This window comes from Bacillus sp. FSL M7-1020, assembly GCF_038050415.1.
Lineage (GTDB): Bacteria > Bacillota > Bacilli > Bacillales > Bacillaceae_G > Bacillus_A > Bacillus_A toyonensis.
Map to the genome: position 1 here is coordinate 2,347,492 of NZ_JBBOTW010000001.1, position 12,079 is coordinate 2,359,570.

The window sequence follows — 12,079 nt, forward strand, 5'->3', positions numbered from 1 at the left end:
GTAAAAGGTGTCTTAAACGCTGTAGGGAATAGGGTTTATCCCGTTTATTTATATTATGATACAGAAACAATCTCTTCTGTATCTTCTACATCTAAATGACAGTCCATAGTACGTACATCTTGATCTTCATGACTTCCGAAATAAATAGTAATTTTCATATGTATCGCTCCTTTATTCTAGGAATACCTAAAATAATTACTAGTAATGTTAATGTTTATTATATACCACTTTTTTCATTCCGACAACGTTATATCATTTTTAATTCTTTTAAGCTATCCCGCATAAATTAAAGAGATATTTTTATAGAAAAAGGTAAATAACTTATGTGTTATATTTAAAATCAAAGAGTTCGGATACTAATTTTTATGAAAGGAGCACAATTTATGAATTATAAACAGTTACTATTAGATAATTTTACATTTAAAATCTCATATATTGCTAGACTTGTGCAAGGAATGAATGTAAAAGAAACGAAGGATTACATTGCTGTCGACTGTGGTTTACCTGCAGATACATTTAATATCATTACTTTACTTAACAATAATGTAACAGATAGAGCTAAGCAATTAAATAAGGAGGTAGAATACTATAATCAAAAGAAGTTTCCAATGTGTGTTTGGCTTTGGGATGAAGAACAAGGGCAGACTATTAAGAGCGAGTTATTAAAATTTGGTTTAAAAGAAGCAGAACATAGTATTGCGATGGTTGCAGACTTAAAAACAATTTCTCCAACAATAGACACGCCAGTAGGCTTTACAATTCAACAAGCATCTTCGCTCGGACAAATACAAAGATTTGGAAAAACGCTAGCTGATCTATTCGGTACATCAGAGGAAGGTATACATGTACAATCATTCTATAATCAAATTTCTTCTTTCGATTTATGGAATAGTGAAAATATGAAGCTATACTTAGGTATGTATAAAGATGAAGTTGTAACTGTTGGTTCGTTGGTCTGTACAAAAGATAGTATTGGTATTTATGACATAGCAACTCAAGAAGAGATGAGAGGACGAGGATTTGGTTCTACTATGTTTAACTTCTTGCTGCAAGAAGCAAAGAAATTAAAAAATACTTATTGCGTTTTACAAGCTTCACCTGATGGAATCAATATTTATAAAAAGTCGGGCTTTCAAGCTGTTGGACGAATGACTGTTTTTGAAAATCGACATTTATTTGAGTAAATCATACAAGTCAAATTGTTTTAAATATAGGAGTTAACATACCGTTATGAAAAAAATATCTCTAATTACAATCATTTGTTTTTTCATAGTAATAAGTATCTTTGTTTTTCGGCAAATAAACGAACATAAATACACTAAAGCTATTAATCAATCAAATCATATAAAGAATATTGCACATAGAGGCGCTTCTGCGTATGCACCAGAACATACAATAGCAGCATATAAATTAGGCCAACAATTGAAGGGGGATTACATAGAAATTGATCTCCAAATGACAAAAGACGGACATTTACTAGCTATGCATGATGAAACCGTAAACCGTACAACAAACGGTAAAGGGTTAGTAAAAGAACATACATTAGAAGAAATGAAGCAACTAAATGTAGGCTCTTTTTTCAATGAAAAATATCCGAATTTAGCAAAGAAAGAATTTGAAAATGCTAAAGTTCCAAAGTTAAAAGAAATTATAGAAATGTTTGGGCATAATGCTAATTATTATATAGAAACAAAGTCACCAGATGAATATCCGGGTATGGAAGAAAAGCTATTAGAAATTATAAAGTACTACCAAATAAGTGATAAAGTTATTATTCAATCCTTTAGTGAAGAAAGTCTGCAAAAGATTCATAGTTTACATGCTAATATCCCACTAGTACAATTATTATCATATCAAAAGTCAGTTCAATTAAATGAATTAGAGATAGAAAAGTATAAAACATACTGCATAGGTCTTGGTATGAATTACAAATATATTGATTCAGCTTACGTAAAGAAAATAAAGAAACACGGATTAGAAGTTCATCCATTTACAGTAGATAATGAAAAAGATATGAAAAAGTTACTTTCATGGGGAGTCGACGGGATGTTTACTAATTATCCGGATCGTTTACATTCAATATTGGATTTAAAAAATCATAAATAAAAAGAATTACCCGGTAGGAAATGATATATGGCTGTTTTCATGATGGTAATATCATTGAATACATTGAGCCGAAGTTTAAATAACTATGCAAAAGAGAAAATAAAAAGAATCCAATAACTTTATTGGATTCTTTTTATTTAGTTCTATGCACCCATCGTGAAACAATAGGATAATGAAACTCTTTATTTTGTAATTCATATAAAATCCCTTTAATTGGTCCTAAAATTATAGCAGCTAAAAGTATTATATATAGTGGAATTGTTCCAAAAATAACAAACAAGGAATTTGTACTCAAGTCAATGTGTAATAAGGAAAACATGAGCGTACGGACTACTACGAAGTTCCAAAGAAATACAGCGAGCCATACTCCAAATTGAAAAAGGGCTGATTCTAGATTCACTTCTTTTATACTTTGTGATTTGAAAACGAAATAAAGTATGAGCGGTATAAAGAAAAGTGTATTACCAAAGAGGAAAAAGGCCAAGAAAGATAATAAAGTAATTCCATGTATCGCTAGTTTAATGTTTTTATCTTGTGATAGTATCATCAAAATCCTCCTATATTTAATGTAGATGGTAAAAAACAATACAACCCATTATATCATAGGAAACATGGAATAAAAATGAACTAGAAAGTAATCAAAATGTAACTAATTTTAACTACGCTTTTTATATTTTTTTGATACACTGACTACGAGAGGAATACCGATTAAAGTAGGTAAAAACCAAAACCATATAGGCGGCAGTAAATTAATAATAGGAATATGAATTCCGACGTTTACTAAAAGTGCGGTAACGGCACCGATATAGGAGCCTAACATGCCTCTAATATGGTGGCGAATCCAATTTTCCCAACGCTTTTTTCCTGCAATATAGCCATAAATCGCAAATGAATAAGAGAAAATTGCTACATAAAATAAATATGCGCTTTTATCCCAATTTATTATGGACAATATGATTGCAGTAAGGGTGATAACAACATAAGATGCATGATATATTTCGCCCCATTCTGTATGTTTACCTTTCTTCTTTTGAGCAACCATCGCTACAATACCGGTAATTAAGCATATTGTTCCAAATAAAATGTGTATGGATAAAAGAATGTTGAAAATGCTCATAATAATTCCTCCTTTTTTATTTTTATAGTATTGCAGTATAGGAGAAAAGTTGAAACATATTGTTTATTCGTCTTAATATATTGAAATAAAGGTACTCTTAGAACAAATTTAAACGGACAAATTTTCTTGAATTTAGTGAGTCACGTATTACGTGAAATGAAGGAGAGACTTCCATGTTTACATCTATTACATATTTACAATCAGGGAATGACAAGCAACAAAAAGTATATGATGTTTTGAATACATTAAACATAATGGAGGATTTAGCTTTGTATAGTCCCGTTCTTTGTGGGACAATACCTATAAGAATTGATACTCTTCAATCTGACTTAGATATTGTAATGGAAGTACATAACTTTGATGTTTTTGAACAGGAAATGAGATCTTTATATGGTTCTTATGAAGGATTCAAAATAAAAAAGAAAAAAATTAAAAATACTGAATCAATAAAGGTGAATTTTAAATTTGAAGGTTTTGAATTTGAATTATTTGCCCAACCTAAGCCAGTGCGTAGCCAAAATGCATATAAACATATGATTGTTGAGCACATGATATTAATGCAGAATCCACATATAAGGGAAGAAATTATTCGCTTAAAAGAACAAGGGATAAAAACAGAACTAGCTTTTGCTCAAGTATTAAAAATTGACGGAGATCCTTATGAAGAACTTATTTTATTGGGACAGGAAATGCGTTTGTGGTAAATAAGGTACACAAAAAATCCTCTTATAAATAAAAGAGGATTTTTGTTATATCATTAACTTACGGATTAATCCACTTAACAATTTTATCCCGGTAATTATTTGTTCTGGAGAAGCATATCCATACGATAAACGTATACATTGATCTGATTCTTCTTCATAAATACGTCCTGGGTTTAAAAGAATCCCTTTTGATAGTGCCTCTGAAAATAGTCTCTTCATCGGAATGTTAGGTACAACCTTTAGCCATATAAAAAATCCACCACTAGGAATATCCCAAGTTGCTATGTCTGCACAATACATATGTAAAGCTTGTACCATCATTTTTCTTCGTTCTTTTAAATGCGTTCTTACGTTCGCTACATGGTCTTCATAAAAACCTTTATTTATCCATTCAGCAGCAACTCTTTGAGATAAAGAGCTCGATCCATAGTCTGTTTGCATTTTTATATCTGATAATCTATCAATCACAGGTTCTGGTCCGATAATCCATCCAATTCTAAGTCCTGGAGTTAGTGTTTTAGAGAGGCTACCAACATATAATACATGTCCATGTTTATCTATCGATTTTAAAGGAGCTGGAGGTGGTTCATCAATCCATAACTCACGGTAAATATCGTCTTCGATGATAGGTAACTGTTCTTTTTCACATATTTTTAATATTTCTTTCCGGCGCTTTTCAGACATTAATATCCCTGTTGGATTTTGAAAACAAGGAATAGAATATAAAATATTTTTCTTTTGACTATATTTAGTGCATGTTAATAAATCGCTAGGTAAAATCCCGTACTGATCCATCGCTATACCAGATAGGTGTATATTTGCTGATTGAAAAACATGAAGTGAATATAAGTAAGAAGGTTGTTCGAGTAAAACGGTTGATTTTCTATGTAAAAGACCAATTGATATTAATTGTAATGCTTGTAATGCACCGGAGACGATTAATATAGAGTTAGGCGATACGTGTATTCCAAACGATTTTACGTAATTACTTATTGCTTTACGTAACGGAAAAAAACCTTTTTGTTCCTCATATCCGAAATAATCTAATTCCTCACTAACGTTTTTCATAATGGATTGCATCGTTTCTAGTGGGAAAAGATGCGGGGCAAGTTCGCCTTTACTAAGATGGATAAGTGTTTTATTTGATTCTGCTTCATTTATTTCACGTACCATTACCTTACTTGGTTTATGAATACCAGCCTTTACATATTCACTCCAATTAGGCGGGGGATTCGTTGCTAATAAGGACCACGTATTATTCATAACAATTGTTCCTGCCCCGATTTGCCCTTGAATTAAGCCGTCAGCCATAAGCTCTTCTAGCGCAGTTATTACAGTACTCCGATTTACATGAAATAACTTTGCTAACTGCCGCTGGCTAGGAATCTTACTTCCGATTGGCCATTCTCCGTTTTCAATTTTTTCTTTCATATAGTCTATTATCTGCCGATATTTGGGCACCTTTTTATCGATTGTCATATAAAAACTCCCTCGTTTATTTAAAAATGAAAAGTGGTTGGTTTTTTCGATAAATAACTGGTTGAAGACATTGTATCAACTATTAAATATGATGAAAAGAAATAATTGGCAATTTGAAAATGGTTGGTTTATTGGAGAGGAAGAGAAAACATGCTTAATAAAAAATGGGATTTACAAATCATATGTGCTCACGCTTTTACGATTCTAATATGGGGAACTGCATTTCCGACAATTCGTATGGGGCTTGAATCATACACACCTGAACATCTTACTTTACTACGCTTGTTAATCGCTTCATTCATACTTCTTGTGTTTTCCTTTATATACAAACTGCGATTACCTGATTTGAAAGACATTCCAGCGATTTTTATATTCGGTGCTTTAGGGTTTACTATTTATCACATTGCATTAAACTACGGCGAAAAAACAGTAAATGCTGGATCTGCAAGTTTAATAATTTCAGTCACTCCAATAGTGACGGCAATTCTTGCTTCTGTTTTTTTGAATGAAAAAATGAAATTAAATGGCTGGATCGGTGGTGTAATTAGTTTTATTGGAATTGCTCTCATATCATTTAGTCAAGGAGGTTCTATTCAATTTAATAGTGGAGGATTATTTATATTATTAGCAGCCGTTTCAGAAAGCCTATTTTTCGTTTTCCAAACTTCTTACTTGAAAAAGTACGGCTTTTTGCCATTTACCATATATACAATTTTATCTAGCACTGTATGTATGCTTATTTTCTTACCGGGAATTTATACAGAAACACTAGCAGCTCCTCTTGAAGTGAATGTGAGTGTTATATATTTAGGCTTATTTCCAACAGTACTCCCGTATCTTGCCTTAGCGTATATTATATCTCGTGCTGGTGCTTCCGAGGCAACAAGTTCTCTATATTTAACGCCAGTCACTGCGTGCTTTATAGCTTGGGTATGGTTAGGTGAAGTACCGACTTTTATTTCTGTAATTGGAGGTGGGATTACTATACTTGGGATATTGATTGCTCATATACGAGTAGTAAGAAAAGAAAAACATAGGAATCTAGTAAACAATAAATCGATATAACTTAATTAGATAATGATTTTATGATACTTTTTGATATAGTTTCTTTCTTATGTTGATAAATATAATATTTTGTATTTCAGTTAAATATTGTATGTTACATTTTATGTAGTAAACATTTTAAAAGGAGATGACAACATAATGAATAGAAAAAGAAATATTTTTATATGCCTTTCTATTATAGGTATCGGATTAGCTAGTGTTTCTAATTCTAGTTTTGCAGCAAATGTAACGGATAGTTCAGTACAACATTCTATCCCTGTCATGAATCAACAAGTAGCTGTTGCAACAGAAATGAAACCATTTCCTCAGCAAGTTAATTATGCAGGTGTTATAAAACCGAATCATGTTACACAGGAAAGCTTAAATGCTTCTGTAATAAGTTACTACGATAATTGGAAAAAGAAATATTTGAAAAATGATTTATCTTCTTTACCTGGTGGTTATTATGTAAAAGGAGAGATTACGGGTGATGCCGATGGGTTTAAGCCACTTGGAACTTCAGAGGGACAAGGGTATGGGATGGTAATTACAGTATTAATGGCTGGTTATGATTCGAATGCCCAAAAAATCTATGACGGTTTATTTAAAACAGCAAGAACTTTTAAAAGCTCTCAAAATCCTAATTTAATGGGGTGGGTTGTAGCAGATAATAAAAAAGCACAAGGACATTTTGATTCTGCTACTGATGGAGATTTAGATATTGCATATTCACTTCTCCTTGCTCATAAGCAGTGGGGATCAAATGGATCAGTTAATTATTTGAAAGAAGCACAAAACATGATTACAAAAGGTATTAAAGCTAGTAATGTTACGAATAATAACCGACTAAATTTAGGAGATTGGGATTCTAAAAGTTCACTTGATACGAGGCCATCTGATTGGATGATGTCACACCTTAGAGCATTTTATGAATTTACAGGTGATAAAACTTGGCTTACTGTTATTAATAATTTGTACGATGTATATACGCAATTTAATAATAAGTACTCTCCAAATACAGGGCTTATTTCAGATTTTGTTGTAAAAAATCCACCACAACCCGCACCTAAAGATTTCTTAGATGAGTCAAAATATACAAATTCATATTATTACAATGCTAGTCGGGTACCATTAAGAATTGTAATGGATTATGCGATGTACGGCGAGAAAAGAAGTAAAGTCATCTCTGATAAAGTCTCTTCATGGATTCAAAATAAGACGAATGGAAATCCTTCTAAAATTGTGGATGGCTATCAATTAAACGGATCAAATATTGGTAGTTATTCAACTGCTGTATTCGTTTCACCATTTATTGCTGCAAGTATAACGAGTAATAATAATCAAAAGTGGGTAAATAGTGGTTGGGATTGGATGAAGAATAAGCGAGAAAGCTATTTTAGTGATAGTTATAATTTATTAACGATGCTATTTATTACGGGAAATTGGTGGAAGCCTGTACCTGATGATAAAGAAACACAAAATCTAATAAATGATGAAATGTATGAAGGATATGATAAATAATAGAATTTGATAATGGTTAGCTGGGAGAAGGAATTAGCATGCGCTAGTTCCTTTTTAATATCCCGTAACACATTATCCATTCTAAAATTTGCATAGATATACTTGCATTTTTCATATACATAACTATTGTTTGCTTTATTTTTTTATGGAAGGAGAGTATTTCTTGGAAAAAGTATTATTTTTTGGAGATCCAGGAATTGATGACTCATTTGCCATTATGTATGGTTTACTGCATCCCGAAATTGAAATTGTCGGTATTGTAACTGGATATGGAAATGTTGAGCATATACATGCTGCACATAATGCGGTGTATATTTTACAGTTAGCAAATAGGCAAGACATTCCTGTCATTAGCGGCGCAACAAAACCACTTACTGAAGAAATTTCAACGTACTATCCTGAAATTCATGGATTAGAAGGATTAGGGCCCATACATGTTCCAGAAAGCGTATTATCTATTCCGATATATAATTTTGGTAGTATTGCTGCAATTCTTGTAAAGTATGGAAAAGATTTAACAATTGTTGATGTAGGAAGATCTACTTCATTAGCGATTGCTTTTAATTTATGGAATGACTTAATACTAAATGTAAAAGGAATATATTTCATGGGTGGTGTCTTTTTAGAAGTAGGAAACGTTACTCCATTAGCAGAGGCAAATGTGTATGGAGATCCTATAGCAAGTAAAATTGTTTTTCAGCAAGCAAAGAATTTATTCATATTCCCTTTAAATGTAACAAATAAAGCTGTGTTAACTCCAAATGTATTTAATTATATCCAAGCTAATTCAAAGAATCCATTTCATACGATAATGAAACCGATGTATGATTACTATTTATCTGCATACCAAAAACTTAATCCATCTATCGAAGGGCCTTTGCTACATGATGTGGTTGCTATAAGTGGATTAGTTAACCCAAGTTTTTTTGAATTTGCGCATCGTACAGTGAATGTAGATACATACGGAGATACGAAAGGACAAACATTTGCTGATTTTCGCCCTAGCTCAATATCTAAAGGGGCCCGTATAGCATTAGAAATAGATGAACAAAAATTTATTCAAGATTTTATAAAAATCATGTTATAAGCTGTTGTCGAAAAAGGGAATTATTTCACTACGTTGAATATAAAAATATATCCTCTTTATAAAGGAGCTTACAATATTGAATGTCCAGTTAAAGGTTGTTACGAGAGAGAATTGGGAAGAGGCATTACAGTTACAAGTTAAAGAAGATCAAAGGAAATTTGTCCCCGCCGTAGCAGTTTCACTTGCTAAAGTATATATAAAGCCAGATGGTGACAATGTAGAGTACATACCATTTGCTATATACGATGGTGACCTTATGGTTGGTTTTGTTATGCATGCTGTTGTAATAGAGACATCGGATATGTATTGGATTAACGGATTTATTATTGATCAATCGCAGCAAGGTAATGGTTATGGAAAAGCGGCATTACAAGAAAGTATTTATTTAATAAAAAATACGTTTAAGGCGTGTAAAGAAATAAGATTAACAGTACATAAAGATAATATATGTGCAAAGAAATTATATGAAAATTACGGTTTTCAACCATTGGGACATGATTATGATGGCGAGGAAGTATATCGTGTATTTGTTTAACTTTTATTAAGTATTGGCGTGAAATGAAAATGACTACTTTAATCAAGGGAATAGCGAATGACTAGGAGGAATATCAATTGAAAAGTAAATTCCATCATATTGTACGAGCAGTCGTGATAAAAGATGAGAAATTATTGGTTGCTGAATATATTGGGCATCATTATTTTTTACCAGGTGGCCATGTTGAAATCGGGGAATCAGCAGAGCATGCATTAATAAGAGAGCTACGAGAAGAACTTGGAGTAAACTGCAGTATAAAACAATTTTTAGGAGTTATAGAAAACCGATGGCAAGATAAAGGAATGCTTCATCATGAAATCAACCACATTTTTGAAGTATCTTCAAAAGAGTTGTATATTGATTTATCACCAAAGTCTAGAGAATCTCATTTAGCATTTCATTGGATAGATTATAGTAAAGAATCTTTAAAAACTTATAAAATCATGCCAATGCCCTCCGTTAAAGAATTACTAGAAAGAAAATTAAGTGATGAACTACTAAATTGTTGGATAAGTAATTTTTAAATCACTCTATTTTATAGTAAATACGTCCATCGAAAGGATATAAAGAAAATAGGCTAAAAAACAAGGTACATCACCTAGTGTAAGTTCATATTTTGTTGATGTACGTATTTAGTCTGTAGCTTTGTTTCTATTTGGTTTACAAAAATATATAAACTTTTTACATTTGGGCGGAATTACTTATAAATGGAGGGGTTCGTAATGAATCAGTTTCAACAAGAACTACAATCATTAAACCTTAATGATTATCAATCTGGTAATGTAGTTTATTGGGATCAACAACAAAATCAATATCCATACTATTATATTCAAGACGATGGACGTCGTTGCGGTGGCTGCGGAGGTTGTGGTGGACGCTGTGGTGGATGTGGCGGCAGATGCGGTGGTTGTGCAGGACGTTGCGGCGGATGTGTAGGTTGCGCAGGATGTTTCAGCTGCTTTAATTGCTGGAACTGGTGGATTATTTAAGTATAGAAAATCAATAATATTTCACATGAAAGAAAGGTGTTTATAGTAATACTTTTCTTTCATGTTGTGATTTTTTATGAGTATTAAGGGGGATTTATTTGTATACATACGATAAGTTGATTTCTTGGGTAGAGAGTATAAAAAAGAAAAACGATAGTTCTGCTACAGCGCTATGTATTATAAAGGATAACAAAATTGTACTAGAGCATTATAGTGGATATCATTCAAATACATCTACTAGTAAAAAAGTAACAGCATCTTCACAGTTCAACGTCGCTTCTGCGAGAAAAAGTTATTTAGGATTCATGGTAGCGTATGCGCTTTATGATGGGAAAATAAACTCTATTGATGATGAAGCGATAAAGTATTTTAAAGAATTTGATCCTACATTACTTGATAAAACAACGATTAGACATTTAGTAACTCATTCACACGGTCTAGGAGAAACGGATGACGGGACAATTTTCCGTGAATTTGAAGCTGGACAAGATTGGGCGTATAGAGATATTAATGTAAGAATGATGACGCAGCTCATTTATCGGCTTTATATTAAAAGTTTTCCTGAATTGTTAAAGGAGCGTGTATTTACTCCTGCTAATTTCCAAGAAACAGGATGGAGAATACAGCAAAATGAAAATTTAGTTAACGTTGTTAATAATCCAAATGAAGACGCGATCAGTGAGGTCGGTACAGTAGATGACGGTACCGAAAAAAATCTGTTTGTCTCAGCTAGAGAGTTTGCTTATTGGGGCAACCTTCATTTAAATCAAGGCATGATAAATGGTAAACAAGTTGTTCCAAAAGAAGTTATAAAAATTGCTACTAGCTTGCAGAGTCCAGCTTATAAAAATAATGAACTACCACAAAACGGGTTGTTTTGGTTCGTTCAAAATGAACCAAAACAATTAAGTGAACTTGGTGAACGTGTTCCAAAAGGTTCGTATCAAATATTAGGAATTACTGGACCAACCATTTTAGTAATACCTGAGTATAATGTAGTTGTTGCGAAAATGTACAATAAAAGATATAACTACGGCGGTGATAATTACTTATATTATTTACGTGAATTTAGCAATTTAGTCGCCGATACATTTACTAGCTGTAATAGGGCATAATTACTCCTATAACAAAAAGGAGGGAAAGAATTTGAAAGATAAAGTGAGTAAAGATAAAAAGCAAAATATTAAAGATGTAAATACAGAGCAAAATGCAATTTTTAGCGATCCGAAAGATGCAGCTAACATGCAAACTGTACCGCAGCCGAAAGATTTTGATGAAATCGAATATTAATTTCTCATCCGACTATATGACGAATAAAAAATACGTCTTAAGTCCCATCACATGTAAGAAAATATTTGATAACATATATACATAAGCACTTGAAAATGGCTTATCTTAACAAAGCTTTCTTTAAATGTATCTGATATAACCTGCGAAAAGACACTTCATTATGAAGTGTCTTTTTGTGTACATAAACTTAATTTCCATTTTCCGTAC

Annotated in this window: 14 protein-coding genes; 11 read left to right on the plus strand and 3 right to left on the minus strand. The window is 32.2% G+C overall.

The genetic code is table 11. The features are described from left to right. Positions 1–383 precede the first annotated feature (383 nt). Entirely contained in the window at positions 384–1,184 is an 801-nt protein-coding gene (locus tag MHB70_RS11890; protein WP_061529775.1) for a GNAT family N-acetyltransferase, read from the plus strand. 46 nt (positions 1,185–1,230) lie between these two features. Further along, positions 1,231–2,106 (plus strand): glycerophosphodiester phosphodiesterase, encoded by an 876-nt coding sequence (locus MHB70_RS11895; protein WP_000724033.1) that lies wholly within the window; start codon positions 1,231–1,233, stop codon positions 2,104–2,106. 133 nt (positions 2,107–2,239) lie between these two features. Here the strand turns inward: MHB70_RS11895 and MHB70_RS11900 are convergent, their stop codons facing one another. Continuing rightward, positions 2,240–2,653, minus strand: coding sequence for a DUF4870 domain-containing protein (locus MHB70_RS11900; RefSeq protein WP_061529776.1), 414 nt, complete (start codon positions 2,651–2,653; stop codon positions 2,240–2,242). Between the two features lie 108 nt (positions 2,654–2,761). Continuing rightward, positions 2,762–3,223, minus strand: a complete 462-nt coding sequence (locus MHB70_RS11905; protein WP_061529777.1) for a DUF2306 domain-containing protein — start codon at positions 3,221–3,223, stop codon at positions 2,762–2,764. 173 nt (positions 3,224–3,396) lie between these two features. Here MHB70_RS11905 and MHB70_RS11910 point away from each other — a divergent pair, with 173 nt between their 5' ends. Beyond that, on the plus strand, positions 3,397–3,927 hold the full coding sequence (locus tag MHB70_RS11910; protein WP_000495195.1) for a DUF4269 domain-containing protein: 531 nt from the start codon (positions 3,397–3,399) through the stop codon (positions 3,925–3,927). 45 nt (positions 3,928–3,972) lie between these two features. Here MHB70_RS11910 and pdxR read toward each other — a convergent pair whose 3' ends face one another. Continuing rightward, a complete protein-coding gene (gene pdxR, locus MHB70_RS11915; protein WP_000151000.1) occupies positions 3,973–5,406 on the minus strand; it encodes a MocR-like pyridoxine biosynthesis transcription factor PdxR in 1,434 nt (477 codons plus the stop codon). Between the two features lie 150 nt (positions 5,407–5,556). Between pdxR and MHB70_RS11920 the strand changes: the two genes are divergently transcribed. From MHB70_RS11920 to MHB70_RS11955, 8 genes are all read left to right on the plus strand, one after another. Beyond that, positions 5,557–6,471, plus strand: a complete 915-nt coding sequence (locus tag MHB70_RS11920; RefSeq protein ID WP_000932797.1) for a DMT family transporter — start codon at positions 5,557–5,559, stop codon at positions 6,469–6,471. Between the two features lie 138 nt (positions 6,472–6,609). After that, positions 6,610–7,971, plus strand: coding sequence for a glycosyl hydrolase family 8 (locus tag MHB70_RS11925; protein WP_001080598.1), 1,362 nt, complete (start codon positions 6,610–6,612; stop codon positions 7,969–7,971). Positions 7,972–8,134: 163 nt separating this feature from the next. Then, on the plus strand, positions 8,135–9,058 hold the full coding sequence (locus MHB70_RS11930; RefSeq protein ID WP_061529778.1) for a nucleoside hydrolase: 924 nt from the start codon (positions 8,135–8,137) through the stop codon (positions 9,056–9,058). A 76-nt stretch (positions 9,059–9,134) separates the two neighbouring features. Then, positions 9,135–9,593, plus strand: a complete 459-nt coding sequence (locus tag MHB70_RS11935; protein ID WP_001102692.1) for a GNAT family N-acetyltransferase — start codon at positions 9,135–9,137, stop codon at positions 9,591–9,593. A 77-nt stretch (positions 9,594–9,670) separates the two neighbouring features. After that, entirely contained in the window at positions 9,671–10,117 is a 447-nt protein-coding gene (locus MHB70_RS11940) for an NUDIX domain-containing protein (protein WP_000836843.1), read from the plus strand. 198 nt (positions 10,118–10,315) lie between these two features. Continuing rightward, complete coding sequence (locus MHB70_RS11945) at positions 10,316–10,582, plus strand: heterocycloanthracin/sonorensin family bacteriocin (protein WP_001071378.1); 267 nt, start codon at positions 10,316–10,318, stop codon at positions 10,580–10,582. 98 nt (positions 10,583–10,680) lie between these two features. After that, positions 10,681–11,697, plus strand: a complete 1,017-nt coding sequence (locus MHB70_RS11950; protein WP_061529779.1) for a serine hydrolase domain-containing protein — start codon at positions 10,681–10,683, stop codon at positions 11,695–11,697. 31 nt (positions 11,698–11,728) lie between these two features. Further along, a complete protein-coding gene (locus tag MHB70_RS11955; protein WP_000653682.1) occupies positions 11,729–11,872 on the plus strand; it encodes a hypothetical protein in 144 nt (47 codons plus the stop codon). Positions 11,873–12,079 lie beyond the last annotated feature (207 nt).

Excerpts from the sequence above, each read along its gene's own strand:
- MHB70_RS11890 (WP_061529775.1), top strand. The coding sequence starts at position 384 with ATGAATTATAAACAGTTACTATTAGATAATTTTACATTTAAAATCTCA.
- MHB70_RS11895 (WP_000724033.1), top strand. The coding sequence starts at position 1,231 with ATGAAAAAAATATCTCTAATTACAATCATTTGTTTTTTCATAGTAATA.
- MHB70_RS11900 (WP_061529776.1), bottom strand. The coding sequence starts at position 2,653 with ATGATACTATCACAAGATAAAAACATTAAACTAGCGATACATGGAATT.
- MHB70_RS11905 (WP_061529777.1), bottom strand. The coding sequence starts at position 3,223 with ATGAGCATTTTCAACATTCTTTTATCCATACACATTTTATTTGGAACA.
- MHB70_RS11910 (WP_000495195.1), top strand. The coding sequence starts at position 3,397 with ATGTTTACATCTATTACATATTTACAATCAGGGAATGACAAGCAACAA.
- pdxR (WP_000151000.1), bottom strand. The coding sequence starts at position 5,406 with ATGACAATCGATAAAAAGGTGCCCAAATATCGGCAGATAATAGACTAT.
- MHB70_RS11920 (WP_000932797.1), top strand. The coding sequence starts at position 5,557 with ATGCTTAATAAAAAATGGGATTTACAAATCATATGTGCTCACGCTTTT.
- MHB70_RS11925 (WP_001080598.1), top strand. The coding sequence starts at position 6,610 with ATGAATAGAAAAAGAAATATTTTTATATGCCTTTCTATTATAGGTATC.
- MHB70_RS11945 (WP_001071378.1), top strand. The coding sequence starts at position 10,316 with ATGAATCAGTTTCAACAAGAACTACAATCATTAAACCTTAATGATTAT.